Origin of the sequence: Streptomyces sp. NBC_00310 (assembly GCF_036208085.1) — a bacterium.
Lineage (GTDB): Bacteria > Actinomycetota > Actinomycetes > Streptomycetales > Streptomycetaceae > Streptomyces.
In genome coordinates, this window is record NZ_CP130714.1 from 6,211,259 (window position 1) to 6,228,417 (window position 17,159).

Annotated in this window: 16 protein-coding genes and 1 pseudogene; 6 read left to right on the forward strand and 11 right to left on the reverse strand. The window is 71.5% G+C overall.

Annotated elements, in window-relative coordinates:
• Window positions 1–92: 92 nt before the first annotated feature.
• The gene (locus tag OG202_RS27265; protein WP_327728460.1) at window positions 93–578 is read right to left on the reverse strand and encodes a DNA-binding protein; all 486 of its coding nucleotides are present in this window, start codon (window positions 576–578) and stop codon (window positions 93–95) included.
• A 129-nt stretch (window positions 579–707) separates the two neighbouring features.
• On the opposite strand from OG202_RS27265, the gene OG202_RS27270 reads away from it, so the two are divergent.
• Window positions 708–1,103, forward strand: coding sequence for a maleylpyruvate isomerase family mycothiol-dependent enzyme (locus tag OG202_RS27270; protein ID WP_328223746.1), 396 nt, complete (start codon window positions 708–710; stop codon window positions 1,101–1,103).
• Window positions 1,104–1,305: 202 nt separating this feature from the next.
• Here the strand turns inward: OG202_RS27270 and OG202_RS27275 are convergent, their stop codons facing one another.
• A complete protein-coding gene (locus tag OG202_RS27275; protein ID WP_327728458.1) occupies window positions 1,306–1,518 on the reverse strand; it encodes a hypothetical protein in 213 nt (70 codons plus the stop codon).
• Window positions 1,519–1,762: 244 nt separating this feature from the next.
• A complete protein-coding gene (locus OG202_RS27280; RefSeq protein ID WP_327728457.1) occupies window positions 1,763–2,176 on the reverse strand; it encodes an ATP-binding protein in 414 nt (137 codons plus the stop codon).
• Window positions 2,177–2,359: 183 nt separating this feature from the next.
• On the opposite strand from OG202_RS27280, the gene OG202_RS27285 reads away from it, so the two are divergent.
• Window positions 2,360–3,229 (forward strand): helix-turn-helix domain-containing protein, encoded by an 870-nt coding sequence (locus OG202_RS27285; protein ID WP_328223747.1) that lies wholly within the window; start codon window positions 2,360–2,362, stop codon window positions 3,227–3,229.
• Entirely contained in the window at window positions 3,226–3,426 is a 201-nt protein-coding gene (locus tag OG202_RS27290; protein ID WP_328223748.1) for a DUF397 domain-containing protein, read from the forward strand. Before OG202_RS27285 ends, OG202_RS27290 begins: the two co-directional genes overlap by 4 nt.
• Window positions 3,427–3,545: 119 nt before the next feature.
• Here OG202_RS27290 and OG202_RS27295 read toward each other — a convergent pair whose 3' ends face one another.
• Entirely contained in the window at window positions 3,546–4,127 is a 582-nt protein-coding gene (locus OG202_RS27295) for a hypothetical protein (protein ID WP_328223749.1), read from the reverse strand.
• Between the two features lie 460 nt (window positions 4,128–4,587).
• A complete protein-coding gene (locus OG202_RS27300) occupies window positions 4,588–5,640 on the reverse strand; it encodes a diacylglycerol kinase (protein ID WP_327728455.1) in 1,053 nt (350 codons plus the stop codon).
• Between the two features lie 197 nt (window positions 5,641–5,837).
• On the opposite strand from OG202_RS27300, the gene OG202_RS27305 reads away from it, so the two are divergent.
• Window positions 5,838–7,121 carry an adenylosuccinate synthase gene (locus OG202_RS27305; protein ID WP_326579696.1) on the forward strand — a complete coding sequence of 428 codons (1,284 nt, stop codon included), beginning with the start codon at window positions 5,838–5,840 and terminating at the stop codon, window positions 7,119–7,121.
• A 198-nt stretch (window positions 7,122–7,319) separates the two neighbouring features.
• Window positions 7,320–7,613: a DUF3303 family protein gene (locus OG202_RS27310; protein ID WP_326579694.1), complete on the forward strand. Its 294-nt coding sequence runs from the start codon at window positions 7,320–7,322 to the stop codon at window positions 7,611–7,613.
• 13 nt (window positions 7,614–7,626) lie between these two features.
• On the opposite strand, the gene OG202_RS27315 is transcribed toward OG202_RS27310, so the two are convergent.
• From OG202_RS27315 to OG202_RS27330, 4 genes are all read right to left on the reverse strand, one after another.
• Window positions 7,627–8,277, reverse strand: a complete 651-nt coding sequence (locus tag OG202_RS27315) for a hypothetical protein (protein WP_326579693.1) — start codon at window positions 8,275–8,277, stop codon at window positions 7,627–7,629.
• Between the two features lie 98 nt (window positions 8,278–8,375).
• On the reverse strand, window positions 8,376–10,862 hold the full coding sequence (locus tag OG202_RS27320; RefSeq protein ID WP_328223750.1) for a dolichyl-phosphate beta-glucosyltransferase: 2,487 nt from the start codon (window positions 10,860–10,862) through the stop codon (window positions 8,376–8,378).
• Complete coding sequence (locus OG202_RS27325; RefSeq protein WP_326579690.1) at window positions 10,859–11,557, reverse strand: GntR family transcriptional regulator; 699 nt, start codon at window positions 11,555–11,557, stop codon at window positions 10,859–10,861. The genes OG202_RS27320 and OG202_RS27325 overlap by 4 nt, the downstream gene beginning before the upstream one ends.
• Window positions 11,558–11,751: 194 nt before the next feature.
• Window positions 11,752–13,107: an aspartate aminotransferase family protein gene (locus OG202_RS27330; RefSeq protein WP_328223751.1), complete on the reverse strand. Its 1,356-nt coding sequence runs from the start codon at window positions 13,105–13,107 to the stop codon at window positions 11,752–11,754.
• Between the two features lie 465 nt (window positions 13,108–13,572).
• Between OG202_RS27330 and OG202_RS27335 the strand changes: the two genes are divergently transcribed.
• Window positions 13,573–15,933, forward strand: a complete 2,361-nt coding sequence (locus OG202_RS27335) for a serine/threonine-protein kinase (RefSeq protein WP_328223752.1) — start codon at window positions 13,573–13,575, stop codon at window positions 15,931–15,933.
• A 41-nt stretch (window positions 15,934–15,974) separates the two neighbouring features.
• On the opposite strand, the pseudogene OG202_RS27340 reads toward OG202_RS27335, so the two are convergent.
• Window positions 15,975–16,148, reverse strand: a pseudogene (locus tag OG202_RS27340) (SGNH/GDSL hydrolase family protein); the annotation flags it as partial.
• A 145-nt stretch (window positions 16,149–16,293) separates the two neighbouring features.
• Window positions 16,294–17,061 (reverse strand): SLATT domain-containing protein, encoded by a 768-nt coding sequence (locus OG202_RS27345; RefSeq protein ID WP_327728451.1) that lies wholly within the window; start codon window positions 17,059–17,061, stop codon window positions 16,294–16,296.
• Between the last annotated feature and the right edge of the window lie 98 nt (window positions 17,062–17,159).

Below are 17,159 nucleotides of genomic sequence, written 5' to 3' on the forward strand. Positions count from 1 at the left end.
CTGACCGGCGACCGCGGACCGCTGACCGCTGACCGCGGACCGGCGACCGCTGACCGGTGGCCGTGGACCGGCGACCGGCCGCCGGGGATGCGCTACTCGCCGGCTCCCTCCGCCCCCTCCGCCCCCTCTGCCTTCTCCGTCTTCTCCGTCTTTTCGGTCCCCGGCTCCGTGCGGCTCGCCAGGCGCTCGTAGCGCTGCCTCGCCGCCTGGGGAGTTTGGAGGCCGAGTCCGAAGGCGATCTCCGGCCAGGTCATGCCGCGACCTCGGGCCATGTCGAGGAGGCCGACCTCCAGTTCGTCCATCTCGCCACGGGCGAGGGGGATGAGGGTCAGCGCGGCGGTGATGTCGGCGCGGTCGATCTCCGGTTCGCCGTCGTCGAGGAGGGCGGCACCGCTGAGCAGATACGAGACCAGCCTGATCGCCTCGTGCGGACCGAGCACATGGGGATGGACCTGGCGGCGACGCTGCCCGTCCGTGGCCGCGTGCCGCTCGGCGATGCGGAAGAGGGACGTGTAGACGCGCTGGGCGCGCGCCTCGTCCGCGCTCGGGGGCGTGAAGGGATCGGTGGGTGAGGGCATGCAGCCAGCATGTGGATGCAAACACTTTGTTGTCAACGAATTATTCACAGCCGTCCTGATCTTCTCGGTGGACACGGCTCGACGCCCTGACCGATGATCCCCGCATGATCCGTACCGCCACCGTGAACGATGTCGCCGACATCAGCGACGTACGACGGCGGCGTCGCCGAGCGCAACGCGATCATCGAGACCACGGCCGGCCGTAGCGCCGCCGAACACCGGGCCGAACTCGCCGCGAACACCGCCCGGTTGGAGGCGGCCTGGGCGGAGGCGGGCGAGACGGACCGGAGCCGCCCGGTCACCTTCCGGGACGCGGACCTCGCCGCGACGGTCCGGGCACGGTGGCGCGAGGTGTGGATCCACATGGTCGACCTGGAACTCGGCGTACGGCCGGACGACTGGCCCGAGGAACTGGCCGCTGACGTCATCGACTTCCTCCTCTGCCGTTTGCCTGCGGGCACCCGCCTGCGCCCCGAGGACGTGCCTCACCAGTGGACCGCCGGTGACGGCGCAGCCGTCCGGTGATCACCGGACGGCTGCGCGACCTTGCGGCATGGCTCGCCGGACGCGTGCCCTCGGTCCCACCCGTGGCGCCGGGGGGACTCCCCGCGCTCGGCCCCTGGCCGCCCCACCCGCCACAGCGAGCGGACCGGCCCTGATCCCGGCGGCCTACCGACGGCCGCTCTCGTCCCGATGTCCCGCCCGGCCGACGCGATAGGGCAAGGGCTCAGTCCGAGGCGTTCCGCCGCGCCGCTCCCGCCGCCTTCCTGGCCGCGCGGTGCCGCTTGGCCAGCCGCATCGAGTGCAGGCACGAGACACCGTCCCTCCGGCACGCGTCCACGCAGGCCACGGCATGGTCCAGCCAGTCGCTGAACGTCGCCAGGACGGCGTCGGAGGGCGGGGCGGAGCCCCCTGCTCGTTTCGTCGATTCGTCGGTCATGCCGTACGTCCCTCCCCCAGGTACGCCGTGACATACGCCCGCACGAGGCCTCCCTCGTCTCCTTCATCCACGTGTGGACCATCCATGAATACGGAGCGTACGGGCGCCGCTCTCATCGACCGCCTCTCCCAGCAGGGTTCGCGAGGCGGGAACGGCAACCACCGGCCGTACGTGGCCCGATACCGTTCCGCCCGGGCAGCCCAACGCCGCCACCGCCCGCGGTAAGGGCTCAGCGCCGCCGCGCTCACCGTGCCCGCCCCGGGATCACGAAGTACGCCCACACACACTTGGTGAACGGCCGTGCTTCGTGGCCCCACCGTTCGGAGAGCGCGTCGACCATCACGAGTCCGCGACCGCCGTCCCGTTCGGCGTCCCCGCCCCGCAACGCCGGCACCTTTCCCTTGTCCGGGTCCGACACCTCGACCAGTAAGCCGCATCCCCGGACCGACATCACCACCTCCACCTCCGCGAGCGTCACCCGACAGTGCCGGACCGCGTTCGTCACCAACTCCGTGGCCACGGTGGCGACGTCATGGGCGAGTTCACCGTCGAGCGCCCAGTCCTTGAGGATCCGCCGCACGCGGGCGCGGGCCTCGGGGACGTGTCTTCCGTGCTTGGGGATACGGAAGGAGTCGCGACGTGGGGTGAGAGCGGGCATGGCGAATAGACCCCCTGACGTGCAGTCAAGTAGCGCCGAGTAGTGGTGCGCTCACTCTGAGGTTAGGGTGCGAGCCTGCTGTTTAGCAACAAGATGAAGAGCATGTATGCGACCAAGTGGGTTGCTGGGAGTCGTCACCGCCCTAGAGTGGTGGCTCGGAAACCTCGCCGGAGAGGGGAAGCAATGCCCGCAGGGGGACGGCCGACCGTACGCAGCAGGCGACTTGGTGCCGCGCTCAAGAGGTACAGGCAGGCCGCCAAGCTGGATCAGCCGCAGGCGGCGGACGTGCTCGGGGTGCATCAGACTCGGATCAGTCGCATAGAGAGCGGGCATGTGACCGCGCGCATCCTGGAGATCCGTGTGCTGCTGAACGCGTACGGCGTCGACGACCCCGAAGTCCTCGCCAAACTGGAGGACTTGGCGAAGAGGTCCAAGCACCGCGGGTGGTGGCTCGAACATGCGGAGCACCTGCGGCCGAATTACCTCGACTACATCTCTCTGGAGGGCGACGCGACGCACATTCGGGTCTGGGCGCAGGTGCTGGTGCCGGGCCTGCTGCAAACGCCCGCCTATGCGGAGTCCGTCATCACCTCCGGGCCCAGCTATGTCCCTCCGGAACGCGTGGCCCAGTTGGTCAAGGTGCGGGAAGCGCGGCAGGAGAAGATCGACGAAGGGGAGACGGCGTACACGGCCATCATCTGGGAGCCCGTGATCATTCATCCCCTGGTGGGTGCCGAGAGCCACCGAGAGCAACTCGAACGCATCCTGGAGGTCGGGCAGCGGAAGAACGTGACCATTCAGGTCCTCCCCGTGAGTGCGGGGACACTCGCCGGTGAGATCTCCGCGTTCGCCTCCTTCAGCTTCGACGTCGAACCGGTCGTGGAGGCCGTGACGTTGGACAACCTGCGGGGGACTTCGATTCTTGAGGCACCCGAGGACCTCGCCGCTTACACCCTTGCCTTCGACCAACTACGATCGGCCGCGCTGGCACCGGACGCGAGCGCGCAGCTCATTCGGCGCGCACTACGAAGAAGCAAGGACAATGCATCGTGACCCCTGAGTTCATAGGCCCCTTCCGGAAGTCTTCGTACTCCACGTCACAAGGCGAATGCGTCGAGGTCGCCCCCATCTCCACCGGCGGCCGAGTCATCCGCGACAGCAAGAACCCGCACGGCCCTCTCCTGTACATCTCGCCCGCCGGATGGCGCGCTTTTCTCGGCGCCGTCGCCGGGACGGCCGTGCCGCGCTGACTAACATGGAAAAGGTCATCCCGTAGGGATACCCCCATGCCGGAACCCCGGCTCGATTACGGCGAGCCGGGGTTTCCGATACGTGGGTATTCCGGGGTGTGCGCTTGCCCTCTCGGTTATCACCAGTGGCCGTTTTCGACGACGCGGAAGCTACCGGTGAGGAGATTGCCCGTCTGGTCCCCTTCCACCGCGTTGGTGGAGCTGTGCGGGCCGACCGTGGCGATGGGGGCACCGTTGTCGCAGGTGATCCCGTTGAAGAATTCGACGGTCTTGTCGCTGTCGTTCCGGATGTTGAAGCTGTCGGCGCCCTCCTGCCCGTTGCGCACGTTGACCACGGCGATGCAGGACCCCGGCTCGGCGCCGTACACGCGCTCGTTGATCTGAATCTGACCCTCGTCCCGGCGGTGGTCGCCGCGGCCCTCGCCGCGGCCTTCGCCACGACCCTCACTGCGGCCCTCGTTGCCCTTCCGGGGACCGTTGTAGCTGTCCGACGAACCCGCGTCGGCCGGGGCGTTGGCGACGTTCGAGCCGGCGCTGGTGCCCGTGCCGTTGCCGCCGCGGGGCGCCGGGGCGGCGTCGGTGATGGCCGAAGTGGACTTGGGGGCCGACTCCAGGGCGGAGCTGGCGTAGGTGACACCGGTGGCGGCCGCGACTGCCACGCCGACGGAGGCGGCGATCACTGTGATCTTACGAGTGCGCAATGCACTTCCCCTTCTCTTCGTTCTCGTCGACAGGACCTGCCGACGAGAACGAACGTAATGACGGCCATTTCCGCTGTCATTTCGAGGAGGTTCGGAGCAGTGTGAAAATAGGTCCGAACGGCCGCATGAATTGTCGCCCCGGAGAGTGACGATCGGCGCGCCTGACGCCTCATCAAAATACGTCAATGAGCTGGTACTTTGATTCGAGGAGAGCGCCCGTTCGGAACGCGCTGACATATCGTCACCCTGTTGGACGTGCCGTGAGCGGCCTCAGGTCTGAGCGACCGTCAGATCGACGCGCGGTCAAGAGGGGCTGACGGCGCCTCAAGAATCCCTCGACCGCGACGAATACGCGATGCGTGCCGATGCGTCCCGTCGCGTGAATTCCGCGCCGGGAAATGATCGACAGCGGCGTGTCGCGTGCTGCCACGGGCTCCGCCGGGTCTACCGTGGTCGGCCCTCACCTCGGCAGCGTCAGCCCCCAGGCACCCGCCCGTACCGTCCACGTCCGCGTTCGTACCGGTCCCGACACCAGGGAGTCCGCCCGGTAGCGGAAGTCCGCGCCGGACACGGTCACCCGGTGGCCGACCGCGTGCAGCGTGGCCGCCTCGGCGCCCACGCACACCGGCCGGATCTCGACGTCGGCGCCGCCGTCGAGGCCGGGCGTGATGGACACGGTCTCCACGGGCTGGTCGAGGTCGACGAGCATCACCCCGTCCACCTCCACCCGCAGCCGTGAGGGCCCGGCGCCGCCCCCGGCGGCGACGCGTATGCGTGACGGACGCAGCGGACGGGACATCCGGGCGGGCCGCGCCGGCCGCGTCGACAGCGTACGGGCGAGGGACTGCGGCCAGGCGCGCAGCCAGAAGTGCTGGCCGGGCGACCCGCCGTCGTCGGCCGACGCGCCCCCGGCCCGCGCTTTCCGGCCCGTTGCCCTGCCATCGCCCCTGCCGTCGCCCGTGCCGTCGCCCGTGCCGTCGCCCGTGCCGTCGTGCGTCCCCGGGCCCGTTCCTCCGTCCAGCCCCGGGTGGGCGTCCGCCGCCATCCCCGGCTCGTCCGCCGGATCGGGCGGAGGAGCACCCGGCAGGGCCGGGATGCGCAGCGCGCCCAGCACCACCCCGTCGCTGTCGTCGACGAGCAGATCCAGCCGTCGCTCGACACCGTCGAGGGCGGCGCGGGCCGCCGCGACCGCGCCGGTGGGCACGCCGAGGGAGTGGGCGAGACCCAGGGCGGAGCCCACGGGGATCATGGAGAGGGGGCAGGAGGCCAGCTCCCGCTGCCGATGCAGAAGAGCCACCGCCCGCAGCAGCGCGCGGTCGTCGCCGATCACCACCGGCCGCCGCGAACCGCGCCGCGAGAGCGCTCGCGCGAATTCCTCGGGCCCGGCGGGAAGGCATACTTTCGTACTTGCCGCACCCGCGCTGAGCACGTCTTTCGCGATCCGTACGGCCTCGCCGTCCGTGTGACGGGCGAGGGGGTCGATGACCACGAGGAGCTGGTCGGGAGTCGCCACCTCGGTCCTGCCTCGCTTCCTCGGGTAGCATCTTTGTGCAAGAGCCCCTTGCGCTATTGCGCCAGGGGCTTCGTCTATTCCGGGGCATCCGGGTCCTACAGGTGCGACCAACGGCGGTCGCGGTGCACGCGGCGGATATGAGCCACCGCGTACGCCCCCGACCTTGGACATGCCCCGCCCGGAAGGGGTGTACGCGCGTGCCCGCACTTGTGCTGCTCGGTGCTCAGTGGGGTGACGAAGGCAAGGGAAAGGCGACGGACCTGCTAGGTGGGTCCGTTGACTATGTGGTGCGCTACCAGGGCGGCAACAACGCCGGCCACACGGTAGTCGTGGGCGATCAGAAGTACGCCCTGCACCTCCTCCCTTCCGGAATCCTCACACCTGAATGCACTCCGGTCATCGGCAACGGCGTCGTCGTCGACCCGTCGGTCCTGTTCTCCGAGCTGAACGGGCTGAACGAGCGAGGCGTCGACACGTCCAAGCTCCTGATCAGCGGCAACGCTCACATCATCACGCCGTACAACGTGACCCTCGACAAGGTCACCGAGCGCTTCCTCGGCAAGCGCAAGATCGGCACGACGGGGCGGGGCATCGGCCCGACCTACGCGGACAAGATCAACCGTGTCGGTATCCGCGTCCAGGACCTGTACGACGAGTCGATCCTGACGCAGAAGGTCGAGGCGGCCCTCGACGTCAAGAACCAGGTCCTCACCAAGCTCTTCAACCGCCGGGCCATCTCCACCGACCAGGTCGTCGAGGAACTGCTCGTCTACGCCGACAGGCTGGCGCCGTACGTCGCCGACACGGTCCTGGTCCTCAACCAGGCCCTCGAAGACGACAAGGTGGTCCTCTTCGAGGGCGGCCAGGGCACCCTGCTGGACATCGACCACGGCACGTATCCCTTCGTGACGTCGTCGAACCCGACCGCCGGTGGTGCCTGCACCGGTGCGGGCGTCGGTCCGACGAAGATCAGCCGGGTCATCGGCATCCTCAAGGCGTACACGACCCGTGTCGGCGCCGGCCCGTTCCCCACCGAGCTCTTCGACGAGGACGGCGAGGCGCTGCGCCGTATCGGCCACGAGAGGGGCGTCACCACCGGCCGCGACCGCCGCTGCGGCTGGTTCGACGCGGTCATCGCCCGCTACGCGACCCGCGTGAACGGCCTGACGGACTTCTTCCTCACCAAGCTCGACGTCCTCACCGGCTGGGAGCAGATCCCGGTCTGTGTCGCGTACGAGATCGACGGCAAGCGTGTCGAGGAACTTCCGTACTCGCAGTCCGACTTCCACCACGCGAAGCCGATCTACGAGACCCTGCCGGGCTGGTCCGAGGACATCACGTCGGCGAAGTCCTTCTCCGACCTGCCGAAGAACGCCCAGGCGTACGTCAAGGCGCTGGAGGAGATGTCCGGCGCCCCGATCTCCGCGATCGGCGTGGGCCCGGGCCGCGACGAGACGATCGAGATCAACTCGTTCGTCTAGCGGTTCGGACAGGTGGCGACGTACAACGGGCACCGTACAAAACGGGCAACGTACAACGGGCCGGGCGCGCGCAGGCGTGCCCGGCCCGGTCCGGTCCGTGCCGGGCGTCGGGCTCGCCGGGTCGAGCGCGACCACCGGGCCTATCCTGAGAGGGTGCGCGATCTGCGCATATCGGACGATCCGAGGAAGGTGAGTGCGATGCGCGTTCTGTTCAAAGCACGCTTCGACACGGAGAAGTCGAACGAGGCCATCCGCAACGGCACCCTGGGGAAGCTGATGCAGGCCTCCATGGAGCAGATCAAGCCGGAGGCGGCCTACTTCACCACCGACAACGGGCAGCGCACCTGTTACATGGTCTTCGACATGCAGGACAGCTCGCAGATGCCGGTGATCGCCGAACCGTTCTTCCTCGACATGGGCGCCGACGTCACCTACACCCCGGTCATGAACCCCGAGGAGCTGCAGAAGGGCCTCTCGGCGCTGGGCCGCTGAGCGCCGAAGGTCCTCAGCTGAACACGATCATCGAACCCTGCGCCAGACTTCGGGTCGCCGCCGCGTGCAGGCCCAGCCAGACATGGCGTTCGCGGGCGAAGGGGCTCGGATCGTAGGGCGCCGGGACGGCCGGTTCCTCCAACTCCGTGGGTGCGACCGGTGCTTCGGGGGGCGCCGGCGGGTTCGCCGGGTCGATGCCGATGGCCGGGGCCACGAACTCCAGTTCCCTCAGCAGCCCTTGGGCGGAGCCCAGGGGGCCGCCCCCGGCGAGCAGTTCGTCGCTGGAGAGGGGCTGCGGGAAGTCGACGGGGACGTAGGCGCCCGCGTGGTCGTAGTGCCAGACCAGGTGCGACTGCTGGGCCGTGCCCTCGAACATCTCCAGCAACTGCTCGTAGTCGCCGCCCAGCGCGTCCACCGGGGTCACCTCCAGACCGCACACCTGGAGCAGATAGGCCCGGCGCAGGAAGTGCAGCGCGTCGTAGTCGAAGCCCGCGACCGGGGCGACCTCCCCGGTCAGCCCCGGCATGTACTGGTACACCGGAACCGGTGGCAGCCCGGCCTCACCCAGCAGCTTGTTGTAGAGCGCGAGTTCCTCGGCGAAGGGGTTGTCGGGCGTGTGGCACAGCACGTCGACGAGCGGGACCAGCCAGAGGTCACAGGCCAAAGGAGAACTCCTCGGTCATCCGGCACGCACACGCACGGTAGGGATACGTTCGCGTACGGCACACAGTGGTCAGGGAAGCGTAGTCGCTGAGGGCGCCTTCAGTCCCCCTCGTGCAGGTCCCATACCCACACACCGCCCACCCACTTACCGGGTCGCCCGACCAGCTTGTCCACGGCCTCCCGCAACTGCTGGTCGTACGGCTGCGGACGCAGGACCAGGGCGCCCGCGTGCCAGTACGCGAAGTCCTTCTGGGCCTGGGCCCGCCAGTTCACGCCGATCACCGGGACCTTGCCGGTGTAGCGGACGTCACGCAGCAGGTTGGAGGTGTGGCGGGGGACGGCGCCGTAGATGCCGACGCGGTCCTCGCCGAACGGGCCGTTGAAGTAGCCGCCGGGCATCCGGAAGCCGAAGCCGGCCGTGGTCTGCCAGCGCAGCGCCTCCGCGTTGCCCGGGTCCGGCAGCGGCACGGGCACCAGGGTCTCGCCGGCCCCGACCCCGGTGTCGGTGTCGGTGTCGGTGTCGGTGTTGATGTACGACTTCCACGTGCCGTCCGCGATGAACGCCGGGACCTCGGCGCGCTCCACCGACTTCAGCGGGGCCGGGACGATCGGCAGCAGGGCGAGGGTGACGGCCATGAAGCCGACGTACCGCGTGCCGAGGCCCGGCACGGCGGCGAGCCGTTCGCAGGCGATCGCCAGCAGCATGCCGAGGACCGGGGCGCAGACCATCGCCACCCGGCCCTCGATGACCGACTCGAACAGCGGCTTCTCGGCGAGCAGCGCCCACGGGCCGGGCAGCACCAGGTCCGTCTGCGGAAGACGGAACTCCGGGCCGAGGGAGAGCAGTGCCGCGCCGAACGCGGTGACGGCGAGCGCCTTCACCAGGGGGCGCTCCCACAGGCGTACGACGATGCCGAGGGCCAGGAGGACCAGGGGCCAGCCGTAGAAGGCGTTCTGCTCGGTGGGGTTGAGGGAGAGCGCTTCCGCCCGGTCGTGGTCGCCCGCGAGGAGCGAGCGCTCGGCGAAGGACAGCAGGGCGAGCGGACTGTTGCCCGCGTTGTCGCCGTGCGCGATGTTCCCGTAGCTCTGCGGGCCGAAGAACTGCCAGGAGAGGGGTAAGGCGACCAGGGGGAGGGTCACGAGGGTCGCGATGCCCAGCCCTCTGAGGAGCGGGCGCCAGACGTCGCGGGCCACGTCCCGGCGCAGGAGGCCGTAGGCGGCGGCGAACATCAGCATGCCCATCGCGGCGAGAAGGAGTGGTTCCTCGCCGAGGAAGATCTGGTAGGCCGCCATCAGGCCGAGGACGATCCCGTCCCGCCGGGTCCGGGCGCCCGTGCACAGGCGCAGCGCCCGGTCGACGATCAGCGGAATCATGAACAGGACGACGAAGTTCGGGTGCGCGTTGGCGTGGCTGACCATCGGCGGCGCGAAGGCCGCGAGGGCCGCTCCGGCGAAGGCCGCGCCCCGGTGCCGTACCACTCTTCTGACGATCAGCCAGTACCAGGCGGCGGCCGTGGCGGCGAGGCCCAGGGTCATCACGAGGGCGAGTGTGACGGCCGGTCCCAGGGCGAGCGTGACGGGCGCGAAGGGGACCGACAGGCCCAGCATGACCGTGTTGGCCATCAGGTTCACGCCGTCGGGGAAGCCCTGGAAGGTGGTGAAGAGCGGGTTGCGGAGGTGGACGAGGTTGTCGGCCGTGACCGCGAAGAACCACTCCCACTGGTTCTGGTCCTGGAGGGAGTCGGGGAGGTAGCGGCCGTTCGGGTCGAGCCAGCGGCCGATATGGAGGGCCACCGACATCAGCAGGAAGAAGGTGACGGCGAAGGCGTCGGCGGGGCGGACGGACCGGGCCCGCAGGACGGCGAGTTCGCCCAGGACCCGGGCGTAGTCGTGCGGCCGGATCTTGGAGCCGGGCTGGTGGGACCAGCGGACGGGGACCTCGACGACGGGCCAGCCGCTGCGCCGGAAGTACCGCAGTATCTCCACGTCGATGCCGAACCCGTTGAGGCGGGAGGCGGCGAAGGCCTCGCGGGCGCGGTCGCCGTCGAACAGCTTGAAGCCGCACTGGGTGTCGCGGATGCCGGGCACCGCGACCCCGCGTATCAGGAAGTTCCCCGCCCGCCCGAGCGCCTCGCGCAACCGGTGCTGATGGCGCTCGATGTGCGCGCCGGGCGCCTCGCGCGAGCCGATCGCGGCCGTGTGCCCGTCGGACAGCGCCTTGTCGAGCCGCTCCAACTCGTCGATGGGCGCGGCGAGATCGGCGTCCGTGAGCAGGACCCGGCGGCCGTGGGAGGCGAGGACGCCGAGCCGCAGGGCGTGGCCCTTGCCCCGGTTGCGGGGCCCGCCGGAGACGAGCTGGACCCGGGCGTCGCGGGCGGTGACGGCGGCCACCACCTCGGCCGTACCGTCCGTCGACCCGTCGTCGACGACGATGACCTCCCAGCGCGCGGCGGCCTCGGTCGCCGCGAGGTGATCGATGATCGCGTCGAGCGTCGGAGCGAGACGGTCCTCCTCGTTGTAGGCGGGGACGACGACGGAGAGGTCGACGCTCAACTTCGCGCCGCCCGCCTTCGGGGTCGTGCTCATCCGTCCGCCAGGCGTTCCACCAGGCTCAGGGACCGCTCGTCGTAACCGGCGATGATCTCCTGCGCGGTCTGCGCGTCCCGGCGGGAGAGGGCGTCGACGAGCTCGGTGTGGTCGGCCCACAGCCGGCCCTTGAGATCGTCGGCCGCGTCGTCCTCCTGGCGCAGGTGCTGGACCGCGCACACCCAGGCCTGCACCCGCAGCCGGTGCAGGAAGTCGGTGAGGTACGGGTTGCCGAACAGGGCGCTCAGCTCGCGCCAGAACCGCAGGTCGTAGCCGATCAGGATGTCCAGGTCCCCGGCGGTGGCGGCCCGCCGCGCCTCCTCGCCGCGCCGCCGGACCCCGGCGAGCGCGGCGGCCGTACGGGGGTCGACCTTGCGGTCGCCGAGCTGCCGGAACATGCCGTGGGTGACCAGGACGCGGGCCTCGACCATGTTCCGGTAGTCGGCCACCGAGTACGCGTGGACCTCGAAACCCCGGTGCTGCACGGCGTCCAGCAGCCCCTGCGCGGACAGATCGACCAGGGCCTCACGCACGGGCGTCGCCGAGACCCCGTACTGCTCGGCGATCTCCTTGACCGTGAACTCCTGCCCCGGCTTGAGTCTGCCGGCCAGCACCTCGTCACGGAGCGCGTCCGCGAGCTGCTGCCGCAGGGTGCTGCGGGTCACGGCGCCATTGCCGCCGCCGGTGCCGGGCATCGTGGTCTGGGTCCCCCATCCGCGTACGCGTACGCATCCTGTGCGTGCTCTCCGATGTCTCTTACGAGCACGTCACCTTACGCGTTCGGGTTCCGGAGAGGTTTTCGCCCTTCTGCTCGGCACGGCGGCGGGTCCCGCGGGGAAAACGCGGGGAAATAGCGGGGGGACCGGGGGGCACGGGGAGGACTACGGCCTCATACCGTGTGTTCGTCCGCGACGGACAGGGCCGCGTCCAGGGCGGCGAGGCCCTCCTTGGCCTCGGCCTCCGTGATGGTGCACGGGGGGACGACGTGGGTCCGGTTCATGTTGATGAAGGGCCAGAGACCGTTCGCCTTGGCGGCGGCGCCGAAGGCGAGCATGGGCGCGTTGGCCTCGCCGGCCGCGTTGTAGGGGACGAGGGGCTCGCGGGTCTCCTTGTCCTTCACCAGCTCCAGCGCCCAGAACATGCCCGTGCCGCGCACCTCGCCCACGCAGGGGTGCCGCTCGGCCAGTTCGCGCAGGGCGGGCTCGATGACCGAGGCGCCGAGGGTGGCCGCGTTCTCGACGACCCCCTCCTCCGCCATGACGCCGATCGTCGCGACGGCGGCGGCGCAGGCCAGCGGGTGGCCGGAGTACGTGAGACCGCCGGGGTAGGGGCGCCGGGCGAAGGTCTCGGCGATGGCCGGGGAGATGGCCACGCCGCCGAGGGGGACGTAACCGGAGTTCACGCCCTTGGCGAAGGTCATCAGGTCGGGCACGACGTCGAAGAGGTCGGCGGCGAACCAGGTGCCCGTCCGTCCGAAGCCCGCCATCACCTCGTCCAGGACGAAGACGATCCCGTACTTGTCGCAGAGCTCCCGGACCCCGGCCAGATAGCCCGGCGGCGGAACCATGATCCCGGCCGTGCCCGGGACGCTCTCCAGGATGATCGCGGCGATCGTCAACGGCCCCTCGAAGGTGATCGTCGTCTCCAGGTGCTCCAGCGCGCGGGCGCACTCCTGCTCCTGCGTCTCCGCGTGGAAGCGGGACCGGTAGAGGAAGGGCGCCCAGAAGCGCACGACCCCGGCCGTGCCGGTGTCGGAGGCCCAGCGGCGCGGGTCGCCCGTGAGGTTGACGGCCTGCTGGGTGCCGCCGTGGTACGAGCGGTACGCGGCCAGCACCTTGGGACGGCCGGTGTGCAGCCGGGCCATGCGGACGGCGTGCTCGACCGCGTCGGCGCCGCCGTTGGTGAAGAAGATCTTGTCCAGGTCGCCGGGGGTGCGCTCCGCGATCAGCCGGGCCGCCTCCGAGCGGGCCTCGATCGCGAACGCCGGGGCGAACGTCGTCATCGTCGCCGCCTGCGCCTGGATCGCCGCGACGACCTTCGGGTGCTGGTAGCCGATGTTCGTGTAGACGAGGCCGCTGGAGAAGTCGAGGTAGCGGTTGCCGTCGTAGTCCCAGAAGTACGAGCCCTCCGCACCGGCGACGGCGAGCGGGTCGATGAGTTCCTGCGCGGACCAGGAGTGGAACACGTGCGCACGGTCCGCGGCCTTCACCGCGGCGCCGGCCTGGGGGTTTGGCTGAGGGGTCATGGAGTGAGGCTAGGGGGTGGCTGTGGGGGGAGGGCACGGGCGACCTGTATGCGCGGGACCGCTCGGGCACGACAGTGTGTCGCCCCCGCGAGGGGCTGCGCCGCTGCGTGGGGCGCCTGCGAGCTCGGGGATGCGTGTGGTCTGGCGGGTGCGGGTCCGGTGGGGGCCGGTCGCGCGGTTCCCCGCGCCCCTGAAAAGCAGGGGCTGCGCCCCGGGCTTTTCGGCCCGCAGGGGCCGTGTCTTTCAGGGGCGCGGGGAACCGCGCGAGCAGGCGCTGTCGGGCGCTCTGGACCACCTCGCGGCGGATCCGGAGGCCGGCACGGCACCGGCCGCTGTTACGGAACCGTAGACACCGCTCCATCCGCCTCCCCGTACGGCCGCACTACGATCGGTCCGTTGCGCACGTACGCGACGTACCCGTACGTACGCGTACACATATGCAGGGGGAGACGGGGGACGGTGGCCATGGAGAAGCTCGGGCCGGGGGATCCGCAACGCATCGGGGCGTACCGACTGCTCGCGCGGCTGGGGTCGGGCGGCATGGGGAACGTGTACCTGGCCCGGTCCGAGCGGGGCCGTACCGTCGCCGTGAAACTGGTCCGGCAGGAACTGGCGGAGCAGGAGGAGTTCCGGGCGCGGTTCCGGCAGGAGGTGCAGGCCGCGCGGCAGGTGGGCGGGTACTGGACCGCGCCGGTGCTGGACGCGGACACCGAGGCGGCCATCCCGTGGGTCGCCACCGGGTACGTCGCCGGGCCGTCGCTGCAGGCCGTGGTCGGGCGGGATCACGGGGCGCTGCCCGAGCGGTCCGTACGGATCCTCGCGGCGGGGCTCGCACACGCGCTGGAGGACATCCACGCGGCCGGGCTCATCCACCGGGACCTCAAGCCCTCCAACGTGCTGGTGACCATCGACGGGCCGCGCGTCATCGACTTCGGTATCGCGCGGGCGCTGGAGACCGTCACGGACGGCGGGCTCACGCGCACCGGCGCGCTCGTCGGTTCGCCCGGGTTCATGGCCCCCGAGCAGGTGCGCGGCGACCGCATCACCCCCGCCTGCGACGTCTTCTGCCTCGGCTCCGTCCTCTCCTACGCCGCCACCGGCAACCTCCCCTTCGGCGCCGCCCACTCCGGCGTCCACGCCCTGATGTTCCGCATCGCCCAGGAGGAACCGGATCTGGAGGGGCTGCCCGAAGGCCTCTACGACATCGTCCGCGACTGCCTGAAGAAGGACCCGGCCGCCCGCCCCACCCTGGCCCAGATCCTCCAGCGCACGGGCGCCGAGGACACGGTCTTCGCGGGGCGGTCGCGCGATCCGTGGCTGCCGAGTGCCCTCGTGGCCCAACTGGGGCGGCACGCGGTGCAGTTGCTGGACGCCGAGGATCCGGAGGAGTCGGCGGGCGCGGGAGCGCCGGGGGCGGGTGCCCCGGGGGCCGCAGGGGGTTCGGCGGCTGCCGGAGGTCGGGGCGGGTCGGCGGTTCCGGGGGGTGCGGCGGCCGGGGCGGGTGCGGCGGCCGCGGGTGGCCCGGGTGGGTCGGGCGGTCCCGGTGGGTCGGGAGGTCCGGCGGATCCAGGTCGCTCAGAGGTGTCCGGTCCCGCCGGGCAGCCGGCCGCGGCGGCCTCCTCGGCACCGGCCCGGCCCACTGTCGCGCCGCGGTCCGGTCCCGCGGACCAGCCCTCGGCTCCGGCGGCGCCCGCTTCCGCGACCCCGCCCGCTCCCGCGGGGTCCGCTCCCGCAGGTCCGCCGTCGGCTCCGCCCGTGTACCCGCTCGGCGCCCCCCATTCTCCGTACGGTGGCTCGGGCGCCCCGTCCGGCGTCCCCGCGTCCCCGCCCGAGCATCCGGCCGCCGCGTCCGGGGGCGCCGTACCGCCTCCGCCGGGGGCGCCGGGTGCCGCGCCCCTGGACCGGATGCCGACGCGGATCGCGGGGACGGGCTCGCAGCCGCCTCCGCCGACCGCCCCGCCCGGGCCGGCGCCCGCCGGGTACGGCTTCCCGCAGCAGTACACCCAGCAACCCGCCCACGGCTACGGGCAGCAGCCCGGCGCCGCCCCCGGTTACGGCTATCCACAGGGTGCGCCGCAGGCTCCGTACGGGGCGTACAGGCAGGGGCCCTACGAGGGGCCCTACGGGGGAGGGCAGGGACCCGGCGCCGCCGCCGGGCCGGGCCTGGGCTCGACGCCGCCGTACGGGCCGAATCCCCTCTACGGGGCCGGGGCGGGCCCGGGCGGGCAGCCCGAGGACCAGCGCGGGAGCCGGCGCTCCTCCGTGCTCCTCGTCGTGGTCGCGCTGGTGGTCGCGCTCGGGGCGGGCGGCTCGGTGTACGCGCTGATGAAGAAGGGGGACGACGGCGGTAAGGAGGACGACGCGAAGGGCGGGCCGGCGACGAGCGCGCCTCCGACGCCGGGGCCCGAGACCGACCGGCCGACGGACCCGGGGGTCTCCCCGGAGGAGACCACCGAGTCGCCCGACGCCGGCACGATCCCGGAGGCGTTCCTCGGCACCTGGAACGCCACCCTCGCCGGCTCCGACGGCGCGGACACCCGGCAACTCGTCATCCAGCAGGGCGAGGTCGGCGACACCGTGCTCTCCCTCACGGCGGACGGCCCGCTCGAAGGCGGCGGCACGTACCACTGCGTGTTCGAGGCCGCGCTGACGGACGAGCCCGCCGACGACGGCCCCCTGCGGATCGGCCCCTCCACCGTCACCACCGGCGAACCGGCCGCCTCCTGCTCCCCGGGCGCCGCCACCACCGTCACCCTCCTGCCCGACGGACAGCTGCGACGGGTCGACTCGGCGGGGAAGTCGGTGACGTACGCGAAGGCCGACTGAGTGTTGTCTTATCAGGGGCGCGGGGAACTGCGCGACCAGCCCCCGTGACGCTCGGAGAGAGCGTGCACGACCGTGTTGACGGCCCGCTGTCGCCGGGCGAGGGGGCGGGCGAGCGCCCCGGGCAGGCCGAGCATCGCCCCGGGGTCGGGCGGACACGCGGTGAGCAGCACCGCGCCCCGCTCCCGGAAGGCCGCGTAGATCTTGTCGAGGCGGGCGAGCCCCCACCCACCGGCAGCCGAACAACGCACCCGATGACACCCCCGGGCGTCGAAGGGCCAGCGCCCCTGGGGGATGGGAACGCCGGATGGGAACGGGTAGGGGCGGCGGGGGCGAGAAAAGGCCCCCCGCACCCCCCGGCGGCTACCGAGCCTCCGGCGGCCGCTGACGAGGCATGTTCGGTCGAGACCCCGGCGGCATCGGCACCCGCCCGTTGGCGCTCCCCTCGGGCCGGGAGACGGAACCCCCCGTCTGCGCACCCAGCGGTGCGGCGCCCGTCCGGAACTCCACCATCCAGTCCGCCGTCTCCGCCCGCACCAGCTCCGTGATGTCCTCGGAGAACCGCCGCAGCACCCCGAGGCACCGCTCGGCGGCCTCCCCGGCCGTCCCCTCCGCCGGTCCCAGCACCTCCCGCGCACTCTCGGACGCCCAGTCGAACCGCAGCACCTGGAGCCGCCGCTGCACCGCCTGGGCCGTGGCGACGTCCCGCATCCACCCGGAGGTGACGCCGAAGAACCGGTCCACCGCGACGCACGCGACGCAGGACAGCAGCGCGAGATACCCCCAGGGAGCCACCCCGCCCACCGCCCCGGTGAGATCGAGCAACGGCAGCGCGGCCCCGGCGAGCGCCCCCGTCGCCGCCCCGACCCGCAGCACGCGGGCCGCCAGCCGTTTCCACACCCGGTCCGCGAGATACCACGCGGCGGTCTCCAGAGCCGCCCGCTCCACCCAGTGGTACAGCTCCTCCAGCCGCTCCGCCGGCGCCCCCCAGTCCCCCCGGGGAAACGGCCGCCCGGCCAGATCCCCCACCCACGGCCCGGTCACCGCCGCCCACGGCTCCGCCCACAGCCCGGACCCCTCACCCCGCCCGTCCTGGGGTCCCCCCTCGGGCTGCATCTCCGGCTGGCTCACCCGGCACTCCCTACTGACGACGCTGCTGACGACAGTGCGAGACACACGTACAGGCACTCACAGGCACGTACAGGCACCCCGACGCGGCCGGACCCTTC